Origin of the sequence: Moritella sp. 5 (assembly GCF_018219455.1) — a bacterium.
In the GTDB taxonomy this organism is placed as follows: Bacteria; Pseudomonadota; Gammaproteobacteria; order Enterobacterales; family Moritellaceae; genus Moritella.
Window position 1 is genome coordinate 1,204,467 of the sequence record NZ_CP056122.1, and the last position, 24,308, is coordinate 1,228,774.

Consider the following 24,308-nt stretch of genomic DNA (forward strand, 5'->3'; position numbering starts at 1 on the left):
GCGACTATTGTTAGGTGTTTTTGTTAGGTACAGCTTACAGTAAATCAGTTTAGGGTGCATAAAACTCTGGGGGTAATAGTGGTTTTAGCCTGTCAGAGAGATACATAGCTCCTTGTTTTGTTATATGTACTTCATCATAGTAAAATGGCAGGCCAGTTTTATCGACGACATTACATTTTTTAACTGGGCAGAATGCGTAAGTCATATTAATAAATTGATAACCTGAATTCTGATTTTTACGGAAGAAATCATTATTTTTAATATTCGTTTCAGGCAGTGATTTGAACACGACTTCGCTTACATCTTGATCATCTTTAAAGGCGTTAACCATTATAATAGGCAGTGGTTTGTGCATACCTTTATTACCGATAATGTATATTTTTACTTGTGGATTTTTTTGTTTTATCTGTTTAATTGCGTCGAGATTATAGTCTAAAGACCAATTACGCCAATTCATCGCAAGAAAAATAAAGTCAGTATTGATTAAGCGAGAGTCAGCTGTTATTTCTCTGATTTTTGCAGCACATTTAAGTAACTTTTTTTCGCCGATATTTTCAGAAAGGTTAATCTTATCGTAGAGCGCATTTAATGGCTCTGGAAGGTGGTAAAAAACGCCACATTTGGCTGATATTTTTTGAGCCATAAAATTAATTCGGTCATTATTAATGACACTTACTTTCTCATTGATGACATTAACAAAATCTGCTGATTGAGAATCACCGATAAACATAACATTTAATTTATTGTTATCAATTTTGTTATTTTTTAATGTGTTCATCATTTGCCAAGTATAAAGCTCACCTTTATCTGATTGGTCTAAATTGGCTGCAATAATTTGTTTCGGCATACCGGATATTTGATATAACAGAAAGGGGGTCGATTTATAAAAAACGACAAAAGCCAAGGTTGTAATTAGTGTAAAAACAAGTGTTTTTTTTCGGTTTTCAAACTGATTTTGTTCAATAAGATAATAGCTAAGTGCACCAAAAACCACAGACAATACGATGCCAATTGGCACCCAGTTATCTAATTGGTAATACACGCCATAGACCGCAATAGGCCAATGCCAGAGATAGATTGAGTATGACCATGTCCCGAGTGTTTGAAATAATCTGTTATTAGTAAATATACTGGTCTCTCGGTTACTCAGTAGAATGAGATAGGTACCAAATACAGGCACACAAGCCACGTAGCCCGGCCAAGGCGTCATTTTAGACGTGAGCGTAAATGATAATATTATTAAGGTAATACCAATGATTTCGAGTAATCTTTTTTGATTCTTGTGTAGTTTTATCGGGTAGAAATAAGCGACACCGCCTAACAACATTTCCCAAGCACGGGTTGGGAGAGAATAATAAGCGAATGTAGGCCATCTCTCTGTTGCTACAACGCAAAAGATGTACCCTAGGATAGTGGCTACGATTAACAGGCGTTTTAAATTTTCGAGAGATAAATAGCGTTTTAAAAACAGCAGTATAATGGGATATATAATATAGAACTGCCATTCTACGGATAATGACCAGGTATGTAGCAACCATTTTTCATAGGCGCTCGCATCAAAGTAACCAGATTCATAAAAATAAGTAATGTTTGATAGAAAAGTGATGCTGCTAGCGACATGCTTACCTAAGGTTAGATAGTCGAATGGCGGTAATATAAACCAAGTAACAAATAATAATATGAAGCAAAGAGCAGCGAGCGGGGGAATTATTCTATTTGCTCTGCATAAATAAAAGTCAGCTAAATTTAATGAATCCGTGTTTAATCCTTTAAAGATAATACCAGTCATTAAAAAACCAGAAATGACAAAGAAAATATCGACACCAGCAAAACCACCGGGCGCGATGCTCGGATTAAAATGGAACAATACGACAGCAATAAGTGCGATTGCTCTTAACCCATTTATATCGTTTCTAAATTTTACCATGTATACCTTCAGACGTAATTGTCGTGATCTTTGCTTCCAATGTATCGCAACATTCGATTCTACGTCATTGTCACCTTTCATATACTATTTTAAATCACGGTTTCCAAAAAGAAAGCTTTAGCTACAAGAGACATCAAAATTATGATGAGAGATAGGAGTAAGAGATACGCGATATATTAATTGAATGTGGCGAGTGTCTTTAGAATATAAAAATTAAAAAGCCCGCAACAGATTAATCTATTACGGGCTGAATATACGTAGCTGTTATTATTTAGCTAAGCGCAGTACTCAGTAAATTATTGAATGTTTTACTTGGGCGCATAATTGTTTCTAATTTAGTTGGGTCAGCGTTGAAGTAGCCACCAATATTGACCGCTTTGCCTTGAACTGAGTTTAGTTCTTCGACAATTTTTTGTTCATTTTCAGCAAGACTTGCAGCTAAAGGCGTAAATTGTGCAGCGAGTTCTGTGTCTTCAGTTTGCTTCGATAGGCACTTAGCCCAGAACAGAGACAGATAGAAATGACTGCCACGGTTATCTAGCTCACCAGTACGGCGTGATGGTGACTTACCGTTATCAAGTAGCATTTCAGTTGCTTGATCTAGCGTTGAAGCAAGTACTTTAGCTTTAATGCTGTCTGTTTTCTTCGCTACGGCTTCTAGAGAAACGGCTAACGCCAGAAATTCACCGAGTGAGTCCCAACGTAAATGGTTTTCTTCAACAAGTTGCTGTACGTGTTTAGGTGCTGAACCACCTGCACCTGTTTCAAACAAGCCACCGCCCGCCATTAACGGAACAATAGACAGCATTTTAGCACTTGTACCGAGTTCCATAATTGGGAATAGATCGGTTAGGTAATCACGTAAAATGTTACCTGTCGCTGAAATTGTATCTAGGCCACGTACAACACGTTCAAGTGTGTAACGCATCGCACGTACTTGTGACATGATCTGAATGTCTAAACCTTCAGTGTCGTGATCTTTAAGGTATTCATTTACCTTAGTGATCAGTTCATTTTCATGCGGACGGTAGCGATCAAGCCAGAATACGACGGGAGTATCGGAATCACGTGCACGTGCCACTGCGAGCTTTACCCAGTCGCGGATTGGTGCATCTTTAACTTGGCACATACGCCAGATATCGTCTTTTTCAACGTTTTGAGTCATCAGTACTTCACCAGTGTCGATATCCACGATACGTGCTTCGCCTGTTGCTGGTGCTTCAAACGTTTTGTCGTGTGAACCGTACTCTTCGGCTTTTTGTGCCATCAAACCAACATTTGGTACGCTACCCATAGTGACTGGATCAAATGCGCCGTTGGTTTTACAGAATGCAATTATTTCTTGGTAAATACGGGCGAACGTTGATTCTGGGATCACGGCTTTAGTGTCTTTTGGACGACCATCTGCACCCCACATCTTACCGCCACTACGGATCATAGCTGGCATCGACGCATCCACGATAACATCGTTTGGCGCGTGTAGATTAGAGATACCTTTATCGGAATCAACCATCGCTAACTCTGGACGATTGGCGTGACATGCGTGTAAATCACGACGAATTTCTTCACGTTGTGAACTTGGTAAGTTAGCAATTTTATCATAAAGGTTAGATAAACCATTATTTACATTTACGCCAAGTTTTTTAAATAACTCATCGTGTTTTGCAAACGCGTCTTTGTAGAAAATTCTTACCGCGTGACCAAACACAATCGGGTGAGATACTTTCATCATTGTTGCTTTTACGTGTAGAGAAAACATCATGCCGGTTTCGTAAGCATCTTGCATTTCTTGTTCGTAGAAATCACATAGCGCTGTTTTACTCATGTACATGCTATCTATAATTTCGCCATCAAGTAATGCTATTTTTTCTTTCAGTACGATACTTTCGCCAGTATCTGTAAGCAGTTCCATTCTTACATCGCGTGCACGATCTAGCGTTATTGATTTCTCGCCGTGGTAGAAGTCACCTTCACGCATATGTGCAACGTGAGTTTGTGATGCTTGGCTCCATTTCGCCATTGAGTGCGGGTGTTTACGGGCGAAGTTTTTAACTGCTTTTGGTGCGCGACGATCTGAATTACCTTCACGAAGTACAGGGTTTACCGCACTACCAAGTGCTTTCGAGTAGCGTTGTAGAAGTGATTCTTCTTCGTCAGTTTGTGGGTTTTCTGGCAGGTTTGGAATGTTGAAACCTTGAGATTGTAATTCACTAATCGCTGCTTGTAACTGTGGCACTGATGCACTGATGTTCGGCAGTTTAATAATGTTAGTGTTTGAATCTTGTGTCAGACGACCTAGTTCACTGAGATTATCAGGTAGTTTTTGTTCTTCAGTTAAATAATCTGGAAATTCGGCCAGAATTCTGGCTGCAACAGATATATCACTTTTAACTATATCAATTCCCGCTGTTGACGTGAATGTTTCGATAATAGGTAGAAGTGAGTAGGTTGCTAATAACGGCGCTTCGTCCGTTAATGTATAGATAATCGTTGAATTTTTGTCAGACATATTATTCCCTGGATTACTAGCGTATTGTCCCCCTGTTATTGTTCGGAACATCATCTGCTAGCGTCTTTTAAATAAGAGCAGATTCTAGAGGGATTGAAAATTGTTATAGCTAGGTTGCAGAAATCGCAACAGCTGTTATCCTAGCAGATGTTCCGTATCTACTTTTTTCATAGTATCATAAAAATCGTATTATCCATCTTGTTTAACTTCAAAATACTTGAAATCATACCACTTTGTAATTAATTATAACGTTAGTGCTTGTCATGAAATCGCTATGTTTTCGTGTTCGGCAAACTAAATAGTGGGTTGTTAGTAACTATTTATTAACTAAAGATCTACATTCCTAGGATCTTCGGTAAGCTCTCTCTATAATGATTTTTTTGGATAAACAGGAAGTTAACGATTTTTATTCTTAACTAATTTGCTTACGTAGACTCATGTAATTAAATATTGAACTTTGGTGGAATAAAATGCTGCATTGGTTTGAATAGCCATAAGTATTATTTGGTGAAATTGAAGCATTCTGTAATCGATATATTCACGATAATGCAGCGCAATGTTTTGTTGTTGAAAATTCGAAGAAAGCGCTAAGAGGTTTGTCCTGAAGAGAGATATTTTGTCAAATAGCTTTAGTTAATGGTCAATATTGAGATGTGAAGCACATGTATATTTTTCGGAATGCGGATAAGAGGTATTTTGGTGTAACACCTCTTATCCGACAAACTAAGCAGCCTTCCAATTAATATTTAAGACGACAGTTTTGGATTGATTAAAAGCTAACATTAATTTCTACTGATCGCTGCCAGTAATGTGCCTGCGCCAATAAACATACATCCGAAAATTCGGTTCTGAATCATAAGATGGCGTTTGCTCTGTATTAGATGAGTGACGCTAGTCGCTAATATTGAATAACCCATCATTACAATCATATCAACAACGACCATAGTAATACCAAGAATCTGCATTTGCTGTAAGTGTGAGCCTAATGGTTCGATAAACTGAGGCAATAAGGCAACTAGAAAAACAATGCTTTTAGGATTGGTTATGTTGATAAATATTGCTTGAGTAAACACTTTCCATGCGCTTTCATCTTGACGACGTTCTAATCCATTGCAGTCGGTGGTACTTTCTCTGAATTTCTGGATCCCCAGATAAATCAGATAAACAATCCCTGCCCATTTGATCGTAAAAAACATGACTTCAGACTGGGCAAGTAATGCACCTAGCCCTGCCCCTACAATCGTAATATTAATGATATTACCAACTTGTAATCCAAAGTTAGAGATTAAACTACGTTTAAAGCCATGTTTCATAGTGATAGACATGCTATTTACCGCCCCTGCACCAGGGGATATAGCCAGTACGATGCAGGCAATTAAAAATGCTAGCCATAAATCAAAATTCATAGATTACTCCGGTTAATCGTGACAGCTCTGGACTTGAGCTGCAATTGGAGCTAGTTTAATTAGCGTTGTTCGTTAGGCATAGCATGTTTATGTTTCTTTCTTCGTAAGGAAAAGTGATGGATACTAAATTTATTGATAGTCTGATTGCTGTTGCAGAGGAAGGATCAATTGCTGGGGCTGCAAGGTCACAAATGATAACCGCTGCCGCAGTCAGCCAGAGAATTCTGTCACTCGAGCGTGAATTTAAGTGTAAGTTATTCAGCCGAGCTGGCAATACGGTACAGCCAACCGATGCTTGTTTAACCATTCTTCCAAAAGCTAAATCCCTTGTCAGGGAGGCTAGAGATCTACTTGAAGTCGTTCAGGGATCAGGGTTTAGTGGCACGTTAAGGATTGGGGCTAATTCTACCTCGTTAGCTGCTTTTATTCCGGCGACACTTAAGTCAATTCGTACATCGGTGCCTGAAGCAAAGTTTCATATTACACCGGGTAATTCGATTGATTTATACCGCAGTCTAATCAATGGTGATATTGATGCAGCAATCATGGTCATGCCTACCGCTGTGATACCTAAATCGTTGAGGTACTGGGTTTTGAGAGATGAACCCTTGGCTCTAATTCATCATAAAAGTATCGAGGGATCTCTTACTGAAATTCTGGATAATAACCCTTATATACGATATGACCCTACTTGTTGGGGAGGGCAGATGTCTGAACTATATATGATTGAAAAAGGGATGACTAAAAATACGATCTTCGATCTGGATTCACTTGAAGCGATTGCTCAACTTGTTTCAGAAGAGGTTGGTGTGTCAATGGTGCCAATCTGGGCAGGATTAGAGCAGTACAGCGAGACCATTACTAGCGTTATTATTCCTGATAGAAAGTATGATAGAAAATTGATATTAATGCATGCTTATCATCCCCGGCAGCCAAGGCTACAGGAACTATTTATGAAACACTTAAGTGAGCTGGAGTCGATTGATGTTGTTGCACCATAGGGGCTGTAAAGTACAATAAAGCCCAGATCTAGTTATATCAGGGCTTTGGGTTAAGTTATTAATACATCAAGCTATAGAGTTTACGGCGGTAGTCAGCCACGAGTGCAGCATCAGTCATTACCGATAATAATTCTAAATAAACCTTTCTTGCTCCACCCTCTAAGAAATCATATTCCGTGCTTAAGATCTTAAATAACAATACCATGGCATCGTTATGTTTGTTGGCAATTTGAAGTTGCAGTGCCAGATCATAAGCAACTTGTAAATCATCTGGGTTTGCTTCATACGCAGCAGTTAACGCGATGATTTCTGGTGTTTCAGCTGATTTTTTAGCGGTCTCTAAATGTGAACGTAGCGTTTTATATTGGTTACTTTGTTGTTCATCTTCAGCAAATGTATCAAGTAATGCTTCAGTGGCTTCAACTTGATGTGAACCGAGTAATGCTTGCGCATAAGCTATTTTGATATCGGTATTATCTGGTGCCAGTTCGTAAGCTTGACCCATTAGTGGCACTGCTTCTGCAAATTTACTGTCCATTAACAACATCTGTGCCTGTTGCAATAATACTTCTTCTTGCTTTGGTAAATGACGACTAATAATTTCACGAATCGCAGCTTCTTCTTGCTCTCCGACAAAACTATCAACGGGTTTACCATCCTTAAAGATGGCTGTCGTCGGTAGGCTTTTGATGCCAAATTGCTGAGCTAATTCAGGATGACGGTCACAATTTAATCGGGCAAGGATTATTTGGCCATTTAAGCTTTGGGTGATATTTAATAGGCGGGCACTTACTTGGTTTTCTGGCGCACGTTCAGACCAGAAATCAATGACGATTGGCTGCGAGTATTTACCTTGTAGTAAAATCTCTTGAAAATTGTCACTGGTAAGGTCAAGGATATAATTCTGCACTGATTAACTCCGTCAAATTGCGTATAGATATAAATTCGGTATATGAAAGACATATGGGGGATCAAGTTACTATAATCAAGTCTAGTGTATCTATCCATGAGTGAGATCTTGATCACTGTCGTCAAAACAAAAACAACATATATTGATGGTTACCGGTATCAAGGATGTGTTCTAGGATGAGTAAATCTTTATTTATAAATGGTATCAGTTGTGCTCTGCTTGCTTGTTTAAATTCAACCTCTGCGTTTGCCAGCACTAATACGGAAGTGACTACGGAAAATGGTAATGAGGCGGAAAAATTATCGTATCAAGTTAGTTTTGGGCCAACAGCTGAAATATTGCTAAGTGTTCAGAAAATCACGCGCCAGCAATGGATTACTGCGCAGATGCAATTGGCACCCAGTTGGCATTATCCGTTAACGGCACAATTTAATTCAGCTGACAATAAGTGCAATTTAAACGTTAATAGCGTGAGTAATACTAAACAGGAAAAAGATCGTGTTTGTTTAAAAGCACAAGAGTCAGTTTGGCTAGAACATGCGTTAACGGCGAAAGATCAATTACGTCAGCGTGTGGCATTTGCTTTGTCGCAGATCTTTGTTGTGTCGAGCCAAGAATCTACATTGGCTAAATACGGTGATGGTTTAGCTTGGTATTACGATCTGTTCGTGAAGCATAGCTTTGGTAATTACCGTGATTTATTGCAAGATATCACCTTGTCGCCCGCGATGGGGGTTTACCTATCGATGCAAGGTAATCGTAAAGCTAATCTGAATGAAAATACTTTCCCAGACGAAAACTATGCCCGTAAAGTGATGCAGTCATTCAGTATTGGGCTATATCAATTAGACATCAGTGGACAAGTTATTTTGGATAAACAGGGGAATAAAGTTCCGAGCTATCAACAGGCTGATGTTGAAAACTTAGCTCGGGTATTTACAGGTTGGGAATTAGTCGAAAATAAACGCTATGGTCATCGTCGTAGTGGGCGTTATGACACCTTTATGGCGTTGTCGCCTAAACAGCATGACTACAACGAAAAAGTATTATTTGGTCAGAGTATCACTGCGGGAATGAAAGCAGATAAGGAATTGTTTGTCAGTCTCGATATATTATTTAATCATCCCAATGTCGGGCCTTTTATTAGCCGCCAGCTGATCCAGCGTTTGGTGTCATCAAATCCATCATCCGATTATATTAAACGTATTGCAACGGTATTTAATGACAATGGCGAAGGTATACGTGGTGATTTAGCTGCCGTTGTACAAGCTATCTTACTCGATGATGACGTCAAGGTGTAACCACTTCACTAGTATGATATTACGCATGCTATAAGTGATTATAGATGTATATATGCAGGTTTTATGTGTTTCATTCCGTTATATTGTTGAAAACGCTATTAATAGAGCTTATTTGAGTTTCAATGGCGTTTTTGTTACCCTGTTAAGCGTTTTATCATTGGTATCATCATGGTTATAACTGGTGAACTTTTCGTTTTTACTTTTCGATTAAAAAGTATTGCAGGATATATGCTCAAGCATAATTTATGGATAGCTCGTTAAACAAAAATAGTACGTTCAACAAATATAGTATTGAAACCACTGACTACCAAGTCGGTCAAGATAACGTTCAAAAGTGGGGTTTCGATATACATAACCCCGTATTCGGCATTAGCGCCGGCCTCATTTTCTTCTTCCTTTCTGCACTCCTCCTCGTTGACCCAACTACCGCTAAAGAAACATTAAACAGTGTTAGAAATAGCATCATGGCAGACTTTGATGTGTTCTTTATGTGGTCGACTAATTTCTTTGTCTTTTTCACTATGGTATTGATCTTATCGCCGCTTGGTAAGATCCGCATTGGTGGTGTAGGAGCAAAATCAGAGCATTCAACCATTTCTTGGATGGCGATGTTATTTGCGGCAGGTATGGGGATTGGTCTGTTGTTCTGGGGGGTTGCAGAGCCGACGGCTTACTTCACTAACTGGTGGGGAACACCATTTAATGTTGAGCCACTAACGCCTGAAGCAAAATCGTTAGCACTTGCCGCAACGATTTATAACTGGGGTATCCATGGCTGGGCTATCTACGGTATCGTTGCCTTATCATTGGCTTTCTTTGCTTATAACAAAGGACTTCCGCTATCAATTCGTTCGGTATTCTATCCGATAATTGGTGACAGAGCGTGGGGCTGGGCTGGACACATTGTTGATATCATGGCTGTGCTTGCGACGTTATTTGGTCTTGCGACATCGCTTGGTCTAGGCGCGCAACAAGCGGCAAGTGGTATCAATCACGTGTTTGGTATTGATGGCGGTATTGGCTTACAATTGATTGTGATTGCCTTTGTGACTTTAATTGCGATCTTCTCGGTTATACGTGGTATTGACGGTGGCGTTAAAGTATTGAGCAATATCAATATGCTGTTTGCGTTCGCATTACTTATTTTTGTCATGATCATTGGCTTTGATGTGATAACGGTATCAATTCCTGAAACCCTTATTGCTTATGCACAAAATTTTGTTAGTTTAAGTAATCCTCATGGTCGTGATGATACAGCGTGGATGCATGGTTGGACTGTATTCTACTGGGCATGGTGGATCTCGTGGTCACCATTCGTAGGTATGTTCATTGCACGTATTTCTAAAGGCCGTACAGTACGTGAATTCCTTTGTGCGGTGATCTTTATTCCAACGCTAATAACACTTGTGTGGATGGCGACGTTCGGTGGTATTGCTATCGATCAAGTTGTTAATAAAGTCGGTGAATTGGGTACCAATGGTTTAACAGATATTTCACTGTCTTTATTTCACGTATACGATGCACTGCCTTTTGGTGATGTGTTATCAGTATTATCAATAATATTAGTATTAATATTCTTCATTACGTCATCTGACTCTGGCTCACTTGTGATCGACAGCATCACATCGGGCGGTAAGATTGACGCGCCAGTGCCACAACGTATTTTCTGGGCAACTGTAGAAGGTACAATTGCGGGTGTTATGCTATGGGTGGGTGGTACGGAAGTTCTACAAGCGCTGCAAGCCGGTGTTGTAACAACTGCATTACCATTTACGTTTGTATTGCTAATCATGTGTGTCAGCCTAATTAAAGGTCTGAACTCAGAGCGTCATTTATACAAGTAAAAACTGAGTTTAAAGTTAAGTGTTAAAGCTTAAGTATTAAATCTAAGTTTGAAAATGTCATTTTTTTAAATGTCATTTGGTGAACGCCAACGGCCTCAAATGTATGCTTGAGGCCGTTTTTTGTTCTAGTCAGATCGCAAATTTCACGCATTATAATTTCAACCGTGTGTTTTACGTTATATTTTAGGGTATGGGTTATTTTAAATACACACGGAGATATGGATGAATAAAGTAATTCTAAAAGGATTTATCATAGTCCCGACGGCTGATTTGTCTGCGGTTAAGAAAGCGCTAATAAGTCATAAAGAGTTAACGCGTAATGAACCAGGATGCTTGATGTTTAACGTCACTCAATCTGAAATTAACCTTAACCGTTTCGATGTGTATGAAGAATTCATTAATAAGGCTGCGTTTGATCAGCACCAAGCCAGGGTTAAAAACTCAGCGTGGGGCAAGGCTGCCGCTAATGTAGAAAGACATTATGAGATACTTGAGTAAGTTATAATCAGTTTAAAATATGTCAGTGAATACAGAGAAAGGAGACTCTGATGGATATAGAGGTTTTATTGGTTAATTCGTTTACCGCGAATGGTGAAGGTGGCAACCCTGCTGGCGTGGTGCTTAATGCCGATAAGCTATCAGATGCGCAAAAGCTAAAGGTAGCGCAAGCGGTTGGCTATTCTGAAACGGCCTTTGTATCGAATGATGATGAAGTCGATTTTGAGGTGTCTTTTTTTACCACCACCAATGAGGTCGATTTTTGTGGGCATGCAACCTTAGCGACATTTTCTATTATGTATCAGATGGGAATACTGGCGGCGGGTGATTATGTGCAGCGGACCAAAGCAGGAATCTTGCCTGTCATCATCGATAGTGAAGGCTTGGTCACGATGAACTTACAGCTACCTGTAAAGTCAGGAGAGTTTTCTTATCAAGAGATTTCACTTGTCATTGGCGTTGATAGCGAAGTATTAGCAAGTACTAAATTACCTATTGAAGTGATATCAACAGGACTAGCCGATCTTATTCTTCCCGTTCCTGCTGGGCAGTTAGACTTAATAAAACCTAATGATTTAGCGATTACTGGTTTTTGTCAGAAACACGATATAGTCGGTTTTCATGTTTTTGAACTTTGTTCATCAGAAAGTCCATTTACAGCAAGTTGCCGTAATTTCTCCCCGTTGTTCGGCATTCCAGAAGAATCGGCTACCGGCAGTGCGAGTGGCGCATTAGCCTGTTATTTAGCTGAACACCTTCCTTTAGCCAATAACTATATTTTTGAACAAGGCAGGGCGATGAATTGTGCGTCGATTATCACAGCATCTGTTGGTTTTAAGGACGCTAAGATAACCAGTGTTAAAGTGGGTGGCGTCGCGAATAAAATCGGTTCGATGAATGTCTCGGTATAACGTATAAAAATGTGCAGGCCTTAAATGTATGTTTGAGGTAGATTGAATGGCTATGATATAGTCATTTTTATTGTGCTGAATCATTTATAAAAAAATCTATTTATAAGGAACTGTAAATGTCACTTGAGTCTGCAATTACATTTTTTATCGCGATATTTATTTTTGGTATCACACCTGGACCGGGTGTATTCGCGATCTTGGCGCGAGCCATGGTCGATGGCCCCAAAAAATGTATCATGCTCGCAATGGGGATGATTGGTAGTGATGTGCTTTATCTAATATTGGCCTGTTTGGGTCTTGCTACCATTGCTGAGAACTGGTCCGAAGTATTCACCGCTATTCGTTATTTAGGTGCCAGTTATCTGATTTATCTTGGTTATAAAATGCTGAAAGCCTTACCTCAGATTAAAAGTGACATTCAAGCTGAAACAACAGCGCAGAAAGAAAAAGCAATGTTAGCGAGTTTTACCCAAGGCTTTTTAATTTCAGCCTCAAACCCGAAAGTGATCTTGTTTTATATTTCATTTTTGCCAACGTTTATCGATCTGACCGTACTAACGGCGCAAGATATTGCGTTAGTATCCGTTTTGTCATCGATTGCCTTGATGTCTGGGTTGATGTTGATCGCTTTAGGTGCGAGTCGAATGGCTGGAATGCTAAAGACACCAGTGGCACATCAGCGATTAAACCGAGGCGCTGGTAGCATTATGATCGCAGCAGGTGCGTACTTGGCCATAAGTAAGTAATATTAAGTTTATCTACAACAATAAAAGAAAACACGATGAAAATTTTAGCTTTGGTATTTGATGATTATGAAACGTTGGATTTACATGGGCCAATTGAGATGTTTGGCCATATGGAAAATGTAGAAATAAAACTCGTTGGTTCTAAATATATAACGAGAAGCTACCAAGGACCGAGAGTCGTTACAGATGCTAATTTAGATGCTGTGACTCCATGTGATCTGCTTATTATTCCTGGTGGTTTAGGAACTCGAAAGTTGATCGAAGATCAAACATTGATGATCTGGTTACAAAAACAGGAAAAAGTGTCCGCAAAGGTGTTTTCTATTTGTACTGGTTCTGCTTTATTGGCTCAAGCGGGCATATTGGACGGGATCCAAGCGACGACAAACAAGATGGCTTATAATTGGGTGACGAGCTTATCAAATAAAGTGCATTGGCAGCCTAGTGCTCGCTGGGTTGATGATGGTAAGTTTTTGACTTCTTCAGGTGTCTCTGCGGGTACTGATGCCGCACTTTTTTATATACAGCACCTCAAAGGTAAGTCTGAGGCTAAACGTATTGAACATTTGACTGAGTATCAGTGGAATGACGATGCGAATAATGACCCTTATGCCGTTATGATCTGAAATTATTTAATCTTGTCTGTTTTGTTTGAGCAGTAATCCACCTATGATGATTAATATCATATTTTTTTATCTACCTTTTCTTCTAAAGTGAAAATTTCCTTGTTCTCTATGGATGCGAGGATTAGTGTAATGATAATTATTTTCATTTGCTGGTCGGTTTTTTGGCTGGGCAGTACTATTGATATCAGGTGAAGTGAATTATGGATACAAATTTAAAGTTTAAAGTTAATCATTGGATTAAAAACGATCCCGATCCCCGTACTCGACAGGAATTACAGGCGCTTCTTGATATCAATAATGAAGCTGAGTTACAGCAACGATTTTCGGGTAGACTCGCATTTGGTACTGCTGGGCTGCGTGGTATTGTTGCCGCTGGTCCTATGAGAATGAATCGCTTAGTAGTGCAACAAACTTCTGCGGGTTTAGGTGCATACCTTAAACAACAGGTAAAAGATATTGAGATTCGAGGTGTTGTCATTGGATACGATGGCCGCCATGATTCAAAGCAGTTTGCCCACGATGCTGCAGGTGTACTCGCTGCAATGGGAATTAAAGTTTATTTGACCAGTAAGGTAGCGCCGACACCGTTAGTTGCATTTGGGGTAACTCACCTTAATGCCGCTGCGGGTATTGTCGTAACTGCTAGCCATAATCCGCCTCAGTATAATGGGTATAAGGTATATTGGGGGAACGGTACACAGATCATTCCGCCTCATGATTCAGGAATCGCAGCATGTATAGATAAGGCAGCAACAGAAAGTATTCGTTTACTGACACTTGAAGCCGCGTGTGCTGAAGGTCGACTCATTATGCTGGAGGATGATTACTATCAAAGCTACCGCCAAGGGATAAAGGATGCGGCTGTGCTGCAGAATCATACCCGGCCAGAGTTAGTGAGCCTATCCTATACCGCCATGCATGGTGTTGGCGCCGAAATGGCCGAAACAGTGCTTAACGATGCTGGTATATCTCAGGTTTATTCGGTGGCGTTGCAGCGAGAACCTGATGGCGATTTTCCGACAGTAAATTTTCCTAATCCTGAAGAGAAAGGAGCAATGGACCTCGTTATTGCCGAGGCGCAGAAGTATGATGCAACGCTGGCTTGTGCTAACGATCCTGATGCGGATAGGTTTGCTGTGGCAGTGCGTACAGAGACAGGCAAGTACCAGATGCTCACTGGCGATCAGGTCGGCGTATTATTGGGTCATTACCTCATGAATCATGCAAGTGAACATAATCGTTTAACTTGCACAACGATTGTTTCCTCTAGTTTATTATCGAAAGTAGCAGCGAGCTTAGGTGCGACTTGTTTGACAACTCTGACTGGTTTTAAGTGGTTAACGAATGTGGCTATGGCGGAGCAAAGTGATGATAACCAGTGTCTGTTTGCCTATGAAGAAGCCTTAGGCTATATGGTTGGCTCTATGGTATGGGATAAAGATGGTTTATCTGCACTCGTGGCATTTGCCCAGTTAACGGCAGAATTGGCTAGCCAAGGACAGACTGTTTGGGATCGGTTAGAAGAGATTTATCGTGAGCATGGGTTTCACTTAAACACTCAGGTGAGTATAGCCCTTCAACCGACGACGCCGAACATTGGGGATTGTCTGCGTAAAAATCTACCGACAGAGATTGCTAATAAGCAGGTTTTGAGTACGGATGATATTAGCAGCGGTCTACGAATCTTTAAAGATGGCTCTACAGAGTTAATTGATTTACCTGCTAGTGATGTGCTTATCTTCAAGTTAGCAGGTGGCTCGCGCGTTATTGTTAGGCCGTCAGGCACTGAACCTAAAATCAAATGTTATTATGAAGTGGTCGAAACCATGACCGCTGAAGATAGTTTAGATAGTGTTCAGGCTCGAGCTCAGGCCGAGATGGATGCCTTTATTTTGGTTCATCAGGCATCATTGCCTCAGTAAGTCGACTTTTATTATTATGATTTAGCGCACTAATTTGGTGCGCTTAGCTATTTCAAGCACTACTATCGTCCTTTAAAACCTTATTTCAAAGTACTAAAATTTACTGTAACCCTTATTTTCACGTATTTTAAATACATTTTCCTTGTGATCTACGCCTACTTCCCCCAAAACTATAGACTTGGCTGAATTTTTGCTTTATCTATATATAAATGAATATGCGTAAACAAGGATGAACATATGCAGAAGCTAAAACAAATACCCAAGTGGGTTAAAACGACATGTCCTTATTGCGGTACCGGTTGTGGTGTCGAAGCGCAAGTAAATCAAGATAATTCCGTTACTATTCGTGGTGATGAATCACACCCAACCAATTTAGGTAATCTTTGCTCTAAAGGATTAACGCTAGCCGATACCCTAGTCCCAGAAGGACGTCTTACCGAATGTTATATTCGTGGCCAAGCGCAGAGTATGGAAACCACATTAAGCTATGTTGCATCATCGTTTAACAAAGTGATTGCCGAGCACGGCCCTGATGCTGTAGCCTTTTATGTATCGGGTCAGTTACTTACCGAAGATTACTATATTGCCAACAAATTGATGAAAGGTTTCATCGGCAGCAGTAATATTGATTCTAATTCACGTCTGTGCATGTCTTCTGCTGTTGTCGCTCATAAACGAGCTTTTGGTGAAGATGCAGTACCTGCCTGTTATGCCGATATTGAAGAAGCTGAACATATTTGTTTAGTGGGCTCGAATCTCGCTTGGTGTCATCCCATTTTATTCCGCCGTATTAAACAGGCTAAAATGGCAAATCCGAATTTGAAAATAACTGTCATCGACCCGCGTCGCACGGACACCTGTGATATAGCGAGTTTGCATTTAGCCATTCGACCGGGTACGGATGTCGCACTTTACAATGGTTTGTTAGAATTTCTTGATCAAGAAAATGCATGTGACCTCAATTATATCGCTCAACATACCGAAGGTTTTGAAGAAGCACTCGCGTCTGCTTATCAATCAACACCAAGTTGGGCTGAACTGGCTGAATTCTGTAATCTTGAACTCGATACCATGATGGCTTTCTTCCGTCGCTTTACTGATATTGATAAAACCTTGACGCTATTTAGTCAAGGTGTGAATCAGTCGACCAGTGGTACGAACAAAGTAAATGCAATTATTAACTGTCACTTAGCGACAGGCCGCGTTGGTAAACCGGGCGCTAGTCCATTTTCTGTGACCGGTCAGCCTAATGCCATGGGGGGCCGTGAAGTGGGTGGCCTTGCCAGTATGCTAGCCGCGCACATGGATTTTACCCCTGAAAGTCATGCACTGGTGAGTGAATTCTGGCATACCGATAAATTGGCGACAAATACTGGTGCCAAAGCCATTGATATGTTTGACCAAGTGCACGAAGGCAAGATTAAAGCAATTTGGATTATGGGTACCAATCCTGTTGTAAGCTTACCAGATTCTGACAAAATTCAGCAGGCGTTATTAAATTGCCCGCTGGTGGTTGTCTCTGATTGTATTGCTAAATCAGATACCATCGCCTGTGCCGATGTATTGTTACCTGCGCAGGGGTGGGGTGAAAAAACCGGTACCGTGACTAACTCAGAGCGCTGTATATCGCGTCAACGTGGTTTCTTACCGAGTGTGGGTGAAGCAAAAGCCGATTGGTGGTTATTAGCAGAGGTAGCCAAACGCATGGGGTTTGGTAAAGCATTTAGTTTTGACAGCGAAGCAGACGTATTTTCTGAATATGCGCAGATGACCGGATTTAAACAAGACACTTTATCGCGAGGTTTAGATATCGCGGTATTAGCAGAACAAGATTATCAAGAGCACCAGCCTATGCAGTGGCCAATACATGGTGATAAGTCACAAGCACGATTATTTACTGATGGCCAGTTTTCAACACCGTCAGGTAAAGCTAATTTTATTTCGCTTTATTATAAATCAGCGGCAAGTGAAGTCTGTAAAGATTACCCCATGATCTTAAATACGGGTCGTAACCGTGACCAATGGCACAGCATGAGCCGAACAGGGTTAGCAACAAAACTTAACGGTCATATGCCTGAACCGTTATTGTCGATTAACCCACAAGATCTCACTGAACGTGGGATCGCGGATGGCAGCTTAGTCGCGGTCGAAAGTTTACAAGGTAAGTTACTGGTACGTACACATGCCACGGTGAGTCAAAACCCGGGTGAGTTGTTTTTACCTATTCACTGGAGTCGCCAAAATGCCAGTGCAGGTGTCATTTCTAGTTTAGTGGCAGGACATACCGATCCGTTATCTGGACAGCCGGAAAACAAATATACCCCGGTGAGCGTCAGTGCGTGGTCACATTCATCTCGCGCTGCGTTATGGAGCCAACGTCGTTTACAAGTCGCTAAGATATTACCTATGGTGGATTATTGGGTTGAGCGTCGTTTAGAGCAAGGTTTCTTATATTATCTTGCGAGTGTTGCTGAGCCTGCGACTTTCTTTCAGCAATTAAAATTAGCCTTGTATAATGGCTATATGACCAAGCAAGTTGATTATAACAATGCAGCCGAACAGAAATACCGTTTTGCTATGAGCTTTCAGGACAATTTGGATGCCAGCTTAATGGTAACCCCTGCTAATGATGTTGATGATGATTCTTGGTTAACCAGCTTAACCATGTTAACGCCGGATGTCGGTTTACGTGCAACGCTAAAAGGAGAAGCGGAATCCTCGTCAAGTCGTATGATATGTGCATGTCATCAAGTGACGGAGAATGACATTATTAAAGCCGTCGAATCAGGCGCTGATACTGTTGAAGCTGTTGGCGGTTGCAGCAAAGCGGGGACCGGGTGTGGTTCTTGTATTCCCGAAATTAAACGGGTAATGGCAAGTTGTGAAATTGCTATTACCCTGGTTAGTTAACTCATCGGGTTAGTGGCTTACTGGCAGTATATAAAGGTAAATTGTCACAAAGTGGCAAGCGCTACCGAGTAACACGAATATGTGCCAAATAGCGTGGTTATACGGAATACGTTTATTGGCATAGAAGATCGCGCCAATTGAATAAGCAAGTCCACCGGCAATCAGCCAATACAGTGCGCCGGTGGCGAGTTTACCTAATAATTCATCGCCAGAAAAAACAATTAACCAACCCATAATAAGATAGAAAAACAGCGATACCTTCTTAAATCGTTCAGCCCAATAGATTTTAGCTATGATACCAAATATCGCCATTGACCAGACCACAGCAAAGATACTCCAGCCTAATACACCACGCAACTCAATGAGCAATAGTGGGGTGTAAGTCCCAGCTATTAGCAAGAAAATAGCGCAATGGTCGAGAGTTTTTAATTTTGCTTTAGTCGCTGGATCCGTTGCATAATGGTAAGCACTTGATGCAAAAAATAATAAAAACATCGAGATGCCATAAATACTAAAACTGGTAATACGCCAAGGATCAGCTTGTTGTATTGAGGGTACTAATAGTGCGATAAGCGCGACGATACTCAGTAATGCACCTATGATATGAGACCAAGTGTTCGCGGCTTCTTCTTTTACACTATAAGGGGCGGCTACCGTGCCTATATTCGTTATTGTTGGTGTAGCACTGTGTGGCATACATCATCCTCGTTAGTTGTCCTATCACTTAGGCTTACAAGTGTACGCTTAAAGTATTTTAATTTAAAGGCAATAAATGCATTCTATTTTTTTTTAATATTATAAAATGATTTTTTATAATATTAAGGACTATTATCAATGCTATACCCAAGTTACTTCTCTGATGCTATACCAGAGACGAGCAGGGCAAGCCGAACTAAGGTATCCTCGACTTCATGCCTTGAATATTTTCTCCATTCGATTTGCTGATTGTGTATTTTGAAGTAGCTTGGGTATATATAATTGTACTTTTATTTTAAAATGAAGGTTTTAGATAGTTCGATCATTGATATCACAGGAAATAGCAGAGAATAATTATGACAGCATTGAAATTGACATTGAAAATAGTCGTGTGGGGCTTATTGATTGCAGGCGTTGTTGCTGTCGTAGGCCATTTTTATTGGTCAAAACCTCTGCAAAACTATCCTGTACTTGAGATCCAAATTCAAACATCACTACAAAATAGTGTGAAGGAAAGCTCTTCGCTGGCTCAATTTAGCGGGCAAACGTGGACGGCTAATGATAGTGGGGACGGTGCTAATTTATATCAAATAGATGAGAAAACAGGGCAGGTTATTAAACAGGTCTATGTCAATGACGTCATCAGCTATGACTGGGAATCGTTAGCGCAAGATTCCGGTAATCTATTTGTTATGGATTGCGGTAACAACCAAGGAACCCGTGACAGTCGCACCATTATTAACATAGATACTGATGTACTTATGACAGCGGAGGACGGTTCAAGTATTGCTGCGATTAACACCACTCGTTTTTCAATGGCGGATAAACCTGAAGAAGCGTTAACCATGTATATGCATGATTATGATTGTGAGGCGTCGGCTGTGGTTGATGAAGAACTGTGGGTTTTAAGCAAAAATTGGACGAACTTTCAAAGTCGCTTGTATCGTCTAGATTTAATTGAGATTACTAGCGGTACAGCAAGTGATAAGGTAATCCCAGTGATTCCAGACCAGACACTGAATGTGGACGGGTTGATAACTGCGGCAGATTATAATGCTGACACAGGCCAGCTGGTTTTACTTGGTTATGATAGCAATATGATTTACAAACATCCCTTCATTTGGATTATTCCTGTTGAAAATAAAGACTTGAATTGGGATGTTGCAAAGCGCTTTAACCTAACGCCTTACGGACAATGGGAAAGTATTCTTTGGCAAGGCGACCAGCAATTATTACTGACGGCTGAAGCCAGTTGGGGGAGTGCTGGACGTGTTGGTATTGTGACATTAAGTTCGTTAACAGTATTAGATTAATATCGCGTAAAAGAGTATTCTACTAGCGAAAATTACCAATTTGAGTGCGATATATTAGCGGACATACCACTACTATAGAGGTATAATCCTGCTGTTGATAGCGTGCTCAGCGATTTAATGATTAGCTAGGCGCAGTATGCAAGACGATTTAAAAAATAACTTACAAGATTGTTTACCAGACGATTTACACAATAAGCATCAGTATCAAGATTTGATTCGTATTTTTAACCACACATTTTCAAGCGAATTTAATACTCAATTAGTCAAAGGTGATGATGAGCCCATATACATGCCGATGAATACTAATTTTGAACAATATGTAAGTTGTGGCCATCACCGTATTATTTTTGCCCATGGCTTTTTTTCCAGTGGCATGCACGAAATTTCGCATTGGTTAGTGGCGGGATTAGCACGTCATCAATTGGTGGATTTTGGTTACTGGTATATTGCTGATGGTCGTAATGCGCAGCAGCAAGCTGAATTTGAAAAAGTAGAAATTGTGCCACAGGCGATTGAATGGATTATTTGTGTTGCTGCAGGTGCTAAGTATCGTGTCAGTGTAGATAACTTATCTGATATTGTTATTGACCGATTGGCTTTTCAGCACAAGATCCACAAGCAAGTACAAATCTATTTCGAAAAAGGCTTATCAACGCGCACGCAAGCTTTGGTCGCTGCACTACAAGCGTTTTACAAAACCAAACCGCTAACATTAGCAGATTTTGATTATCGAGGTATGTATGAATGCTAAGCCATTTAAACTGGGTATTATTGTTAATCCAGCTGCTGGTGTTGGTGGTAGTGTTGCACTAAAAGGTAGTGATAATGTTGCCTTGCAAGCGCTTAGTTTAGGTGCTATTCCGCAAGCGAATAATCGTATGTTACAAGCATTAGGCCAGTTTTCTGAGCTTGCTCAGCGTTTTACAGTTGTGACTGCGGGTGGCGAAATGGGCGAGCGCTGCAGTTTAGAACTAGGGCTTAATGTTGAAGTTGCTTATAGACCTAAAAATGATGTCACAACCGAGCAAGATACCTATGCGGCAGTTGATGCATTATTAACGCAAGGTATTGATTTGTTATTGTTTGCTGGTGGAGATGGTACCGCGCGTGATATTTGCGCCACCATTAACGATACCGTCCCCGTATTAGGCGTGCCAGCGGGCTGTAAAATCCATTCTGGTGTTTATGGTGTAACCCCTAAAGCTGCAGGTTGTGTTGTACGTCGACTGATCTTAGGCGAACTTGTTACCTTGGCTGACGCTGATGTCATGGATATTGACGAAGTCGCATTTCGTCAAGGTACAGTAAAAGCGAAACGTTATGGCGAGATGATGGTGCCGTCTGATTTACGGTATGTACAAAGCGTGAAAATGGGTGGTATTGAGTCGGATGAATTAGTGCTAACAGACATAGCTGCTGATGTGATGGCAGATATGGAAGATGAATATTATATTATGGGTTCCGGATCTACGGTGGCATTCACCATGGCTGAACTGGGATTGGATAATACCTTATTAGGTGTTGATGTTGTGCATCAGCATAAATTGATCGCTTCGGACCAAACGGCTGCGCAGTTAATCGCGTTGACGGAAGACAAACCCTGCAAATTAGTGATGACCTTAATTGGTGGTCAGGGCCATATTTTTGGACGTGGTAATCAACAACTGTCGCCGCAGTTGATTAAACAAATCGGCAAAGAAAATATTATTGTGCTGGCAACCAAAACGAAGCTGTCGGCATTAGCAGGGCGTCCCTTAATTGTAGACACAGGGGATGCTGAATTAGACCAAGCATTATCAGGTTTTATTCGTGTAACTACAGGTTATCGTGATTACATCATGTATCGTGTCGCCAACCCAGAGTATGAGGAATAATCATTGTCTAAAGCTACTTATCAAAGCAAGCTAATGGAAAAGCTTGATGGATTTGTAGAACAAGGAACGTCGGATCAACTATTTGCGGCTGAATATTTGCATGGCCACGTCACTTTCGCAACAGCGAAGTGCGAAAATATAGGTAAAATCTATCCCCACGACATTAAATTTCAGGTCGTGAACAGTTTGCGAGATGCACTTGTTGCTAATGAGTTAACCCCTCAGAAACAAGAGCTGGTACTTAGCATGTGGGATGCGATCAATAAACATTGATATTCGATAACATGATTATTAATAGCTACCCTCGTTAATTTTGTACTATAAATTAATGTTGTTTGTCAGTTAAAACCAGCGATTATATTGCTGGTTTTTTTTCGTCGATTATTTGCTGTAATTAAGATTACATCTTTTAATAAAGTGCCAACTTGATATCCATGTAAATTTAATTTATTTGCTCTGCTTAACGTTCAAGCCATACCTTAGTATGATCTAGGTCTGATAAATATAAATATTTTTATAAAAATGAAACTTAATTTAAATATTAGTTTTTCACAACAATGTTATTTATTAACAATGACTTATTCAAGACCATAAAATTAATGATACGAAATTCTGAATGGCAGTGAATCCCTTTAACTTGGCGTCTTATGTTTCATTTTCTTCTTATTGTGATTATTAATGCTAAATTTTCAATTTAAACTTCCCATTTAATTCCATTACGCCTGTTAGTTTGATGAATAACACTATCAGATTCAATCTGGTTGTACCTGTTATTTTTTTGCGTTATAACTTTCCTGCACTCAAATCGAGACAGGTTGTCACCATCGGGTGCGTTGTTTTGCGATAACTCAAAAATAAAGGATTAGATATGTTAAAAAAAACTCGGACTTTACTCCCTATCTTAGTTGGAGCCTTGTGTTTCATCGTCGCACCTGTTCAAGCTGATACCTCGGGTAAAACCAAATATCCGGTGGTATTAGTACATGGACTGGCGGGATTTGATAGTGTGTTAGCAGATTATTTTTATGGTGTGAAGGGGGCATTAGCTGATGTTGGCGCGACTGAAGTATATACACCACAAGTCAGTGGTTATGATACCAGCGAAGTACGTGGCGAACAGTTACTCAGTTATTTGGAGGAACTGAGAGCAATTACTGGCGCGGATAAATTTAACTTAATCGGTCATTCTCAAGGTGGGATTGATTCACGTTATGTTGCCTCTGTTCGACCTGGACTTGTGGCTTCGGTTACCTCTGTTGGTTCTCCACATCGTGGTTCTGGTACTGCCGATTTAATTAAAGACTCACCATTAGAAGGTCCAGCGATGGCCATTGGTAATGCTGTCGCAAGCTTGTTATCTATTGTAACTGGTAATAATGCTCAGCAAGCCAATGCGATGGGTTCACTCGAAGCCTTGAATTCTAAAGATGCGGCTATTTTCAATGCCAAATATCCTGAAGGTTTAAGACAAGGTGAGTGTAAAGTAACGCCAAGTTATAACGCAGGTTCGTGGTGGTGGCCAAATTGGGTGTATGACTATTCAGTTAATGATGGTGACCATAATGTGAATGGTGTGTCGTATTATTCATGGGGTGGCACATACAATCCACTATTCAACTCAAATGTAATTGACCTTGCTGATGGTTTACTTGCTGTTACCTATTTAACGATTGATGAAGAAAATGATGGTGTTGTGGGTCGTTGTTCGACACATTTAGGTAAAGTAATCCGTGATGATTATACTATGAATCATGCTGATGAGATCAATGGTATGTTTGGTCTACGTGGTTTAGGTAGTACAAGTCCATTACCTTTATATGCTGCACATGCTAAACGCCTAACCAGCGCTGGTCTATAAATAGTTATTTTTAACATGGGGTTAAGCGCTGTGAATAGAGCATAGTGCTTAACCAA

At 40.4% G+C, this 24,308-nt stretch carries 19 protein-coding genes; 14 read left to right on the forward strand and 5 right to left on the reverse strand.

Features of this window, described 5'->3' with window-relative positions:
- Positions 1–49 precede the first annotated feature (49 nt).
- The 3 genes from HWV01_RS05575 to rhtB form a co-directional block, all read right to left on the reverse strand.
- Positions 50–1,927, reverse strand: coding sequence for an acyltransferase family protein (locus HWV01_RS05575; protein ID WP_211674473.1), 1,878 nt, complete (start codon positions 1,925–1,927; stop codon positions 50–52).
- A 271-nt stretch (positions 1,928–2,198) separates the two neighbouring features.
- Positions 2,199–4,436 (reverse strand): NADP-dependent isocitrate dehydrogenase, encoded by a 2,238-nt coding sequence (locus tag HWV01_RS05580; protein ID WP_211674474.1) that lies wholly within the window; start codon positions 4,434–4,436, stop codon positions 2,199–2,201.
- 782 nt (positions 4,437–5,218) lie between these two features.
- Positions 5,219–5,842 carry a homoserine/homoserine lactone efflux protein gene (rhtB, locus tag HWV01_RS05585; protein WP_211674475.1) on the reverse strand — a complete coding sequence of 208 codons (624 nt, stop codon included), beginning with the start codon at positions 5,840–5,842 and terminating at the stop codon, positions 5,219–5,221.
- Positions 5,843–5,958: 116 nt separating this feature from the next.
- On the opposite strand from rhtB, the gene HWV01_RS05590 reads away from it, so the two are divergent.
- Positions 5,959–6,843, forward strand: a complete 885-nt coding sequence (locus HWV01_RS05590; protein WP_211674476.1) for a LysR family transcriptional regulator — start codon at positions 5,959–5,961, stop codon at positions 6,841–6,843.
- Positions 6,844–6,901: 58 nt separating this feature from the next.
- Here HWV01_RS05590 and HWV01_RS05595 read toward each other — a convergent pair whose 3' ends face one another.
- Entirely contained in the window at positions 6,902–7,753 is an 852-nt protein-coding gene (locus HWV01_RS05595) for a tetratricopeptide repeat protein (RefSeq protein WP_211674477.1), read from the reverse strand.
- A gap of 176 nt (positions 7,754–7,929) precedes the next feature.
- Between HWV01_RS05595 and HWV01_RS05600 the strand changes: the two genes are divergently transcribed.
- The 8 genes from HWV01_RS05600 (at position 7,930) to HWV01_RS05635 (ending at position 18,511) form a co-directional block, all read left to right on the forward strand.
- On the forward strand, positions 7,930–9,054 hold the full coding sequence (locus HWV01_RS05600; RefSeq protein WP_249185449.1) for a DUF1800 family protein: 1,125 nt from the start codon (positions 7,930–7,932) through the stop codon (positions 9,052–9,054).
- A 245-nt stretch (positions 9,055–9,299) separates the two neighbouring features.
- On the forward strand, positions 9,300–10,898 hold the full coding sequence (locus tag HWV01_RS05605; RefSeq protein WP_211674478.1) for a BCCT family transporter: 1,599 nt from the start codon (positions 9,300–9,302) through the stop codon (positions 10,896–10,898).
- Between the two features lie 222 nt (positions 10,899–11,120).
- Positions 11,121–11,396, forward strand: a complete 276-nt coding sequence (locus HWV01_RS05610) for a putative quinol monooxygenase (protein ID WP_211674479.1) — start codon at positions 11,121–11,123, stop codon at positions 11,394–11,396.
- A gap of 50 nt (positions 11,397–11,446) precedes the next feature.
- Positions 11,447–12,307 (forward strand): PhzF family phenazine biosynthesis protein, encoded by an 861-nt coding sequence (locus HWV01_RS05615; protein ID WP_211674480.1) that lies wholly within the window; start codon positions 11,447–11,449, stop codon positions 12,305–12,307.
- Between the two features lie 116 nt (positions 12,308–12,423).
- Positions 12,424–13,053: a LysE family translocator gene (locus HWV01_RS05620; protein ID WP_211674481.1), complete on the forward strand. Its 630-nt coding sequence runs from the start codon at positions 12,424–12,426 to the stop codon at positions 13,051–13,053.
- A gap of 35 nt (positions 13,054–13,088) precedes the next feature.
- The gene (locus tag HWV01_RS05625) at positions 13,089–13,679 is read left to right on the forward strand and encodes a DJ-1/PfpI family protein (RefSeq protein WP_211674482.1); all 591 of its coding nucleotides are present in this window, start codon (positions 13,089–13,091) and stop codon (positions 13,677–13,679) included.
- A gap of 200 nt (positions 13,680–13,879) precedes the next feature.
- On the forward strand, positions 13,880–15,601 hold the full coding sequence (locus HWV01_RS05630; RefSeq protein ID WP_211674483.1) for a phospho-sugar mutase: 1,722 nt from the start codon (positions 13,880–13,882) through the stop codon (positions 15,599–15,601).
- A 237-nt stretch (positions 15,602–15,838) separates the two neighbouring features.
- Positions 15,839–18,511: a nitrate reductase gene (locus HWV01_RS05635; RefSeq protein ID WP_211674484.1), complete on the forward strand. Its 2,673-nt coding sequence runs from the start codon at positions 15,839–15,841 to the stop codon at positions 18,509–18,511.
- Positions 18,512–18,520: 9 nt separating this feature from the next.
- Here the strand turns inward: HWV01_RS05635 and HWV01_RS05640 are convergent, their stop codons facing one another.
- Positions 18,521–19,207, reverse strand: a complete 687-nt coding sequence (locus HWV01_RS05640; protein WP_211674485.1) for a hemolysin III family protein — start codon at positions 19,205–19,207, stop codon at positions 18,521–18,523.
- 356 nt (positions 19,208–19,563) lie between these two features.
- Here HWV01_RS05640 and HWV01_RS05645 point away from each other — a divergent pair, with 356 nt between their 5' ends.
- From HWV01_RS05645 to HWV01_RS05665, 5 genes are all read left to right on the forward strand, one after another.
- Positions 19,564–20,520: a hypothetical protein gene (locus tag HWV01_RS05645; RefSeq protein WP_211674486.1), complete on the forward strand. Its 957-nt coding sequence runs from the start codon at positions 19,564–19,566 to the stop codon at positions 20,518–20,520.
- Positions 20,521–20,656: 136 nt separating this feature from the next.
- On the forward strand, positions 20,657–21,271 hold the full coding sequence (locus tag HWV01_RS05650) for an elongation factor P hydroxylase (protein WP_211674487.1): 615 nt from the start codon (positions 20,657–20,659) through the stop codon (positions 21,269–21,271).
- Positions 21,261–22,394: an ATP-NAD kinase family protein gene (locus tag HWV01_RS05655; protein ID WP_211674488.1), complete on the forward strand. Its 1,134-nt coding sequence runs from the start codon at positions 21,261–21,263 to the stop codon at positions 22,392–22,394. Before HWV01_RS05650 ends, HWV01_RS05655 begins: the two co-directional genes overlap by 11 nt.
- A gap of 3 nt (positions 22,395–22,397) precedes the next feature.
- On the forward strand, positions 22,398–22,667 hold the full coding sequence (locus HWV01_RS05660; protein ID WP_198438012.1) for a YfcL family protein: 270 nt from the start codon (positions 22,398–22,400) through the stop codon (positions 22,665–22,667).
- 595 nt (positions 22,668–23,262) lie between these two features.
- Positions 23,263–24,252, forward strand: coding sequence for a triacylglycerol lipase (locus HWV01_RS05665; protein WP_211674489.1), 990 nt, complete (start codon positions 23,263–23,265; stop codon positions 24,250–24,252).
- The last annotated feature ends 56 nt before the right edge of the window (positions 24,253–24,308 follow it).

Excerpts from the sequence above, each read along its gene's own strand:
- HWV01_RS05575 (WP_211674473.1), bottom strand. The coding sequence starts at position 1,927 with ATGGTAAAATTTAGAAACGATATAAATGGGTTAAGAGCAATCGCACTT.
- HWV01_RS05580 (WP_211674474.1), bottom strand. The coding sequence starts at position 4,436 with ATGTCTGACAAAAATTCAACGATTATCTATACATTAACGGACGAAGCG.
- rhtB (WP_211674475.1), bottom strand. The coding sequence starts at position 5,842 with ATGAATTTTGATTTATGGCTAGCATTTTTAATTGCCTGCATCGTACTG.
- HWV01_RS05590 (WP_211674476.1), top strand. The coding sequence starts at position 5,959 with ATGGATACTAAATTTATTGATAGTCTGATTGCTGTTGCAGAGGAAGGA.
- HWV01_RS05600 (WP_249185449.1), top strand. The coding sequence starts at position 7,930 with ATGAGTAAATCTTTATTTATAAATGGTATCAGTTGTGCTCTGCTTGCT.
- HWV01_RS05605 (WP_211674478.1), top strand. The coding sequence starts at position 9,300 with ATGGATAGCTCGTTAAACAAAAATAGTACGTTCAACAAATATAGTATT.
- HWV01_RS05610 (WP_211674479.1), top strand. The coding sequence starts at position 11,121 with ATGAATAAAGTAATTCTAAAAGGATTTATCATAGTCCCGACGGCTGAT.
- HWV01_RS05615 (WP_211674480.1), top strand. The coding sequence starts at position 11,447 with ATGGATATAGAGGTTTTATTGGTTAATTCGTTTACCGCGAATGGTGAA.
- HWV01_RS05620 (WP_211674481.1), top strand. The coding sequence starts at position 12,424 with ATGTCACTTGAGTCTGCAATTACATTTTTTATCGCGATATTTATTTTT.
- HWV01_RS05625 (WP_211674482.1), top strand. The coding sequence starts at position 13,089 with ATGAAAATTTTAGCTTTGGTATTTGATGATTATGAAACGTTGGATTTA.
- HWV01_RS05630 (WP_211674483.1), top strand. The coding sequence starts at position 13,880 with ATGGATACAAATTTAAAGTTTAAAGTTAATCATTGGATTAAAAACGAT.
- HWV01_RS05635 (WP_211674484.1), top strand. The coding sequence starts at position 15,839 with ATGCAGAAGCTAAAACAAATACCCAAGTGGGTTAAAACGACATGTCCT.
- HWV01_RS05640 (WP_211674485.1), bottom strand. The coding sequence starts at position 19,207 with ATGCCACACAGTGCTACACCAACAATAACGAATATAGGCACGGTAGCC.
- HWV01_RS05645 (WP_211674486.1), top strand. The coding sequence starts at position 19,564 with ATGACAGCATTGAAATTGACATTGAAAATAGTCGTGTGGGGCTTATTG.
- HWV01_RS05650 (WP_211674487.1), top strand. The coding sequence starts at position 20,657 with ATGCAAGACGATTTAAAAAATAACTTACAAGATTGTTTACCAGACGAT.
- HWV01_RS05655 (WP_211674488.1), top strand. The coding sequence starts at position 21,261 with ATGAATGCTAAGCCATTTAAACTGGGTATTATTGTTAATCCAGCTGCT.
- HWV01_RS05665 (WP_211674489.1), top strand. The coding sequence starts at position 23,263 with ATGTTAAAAAAAACTCGGACTTTACTCCCTATCTTAGTTGGAGCCTTG.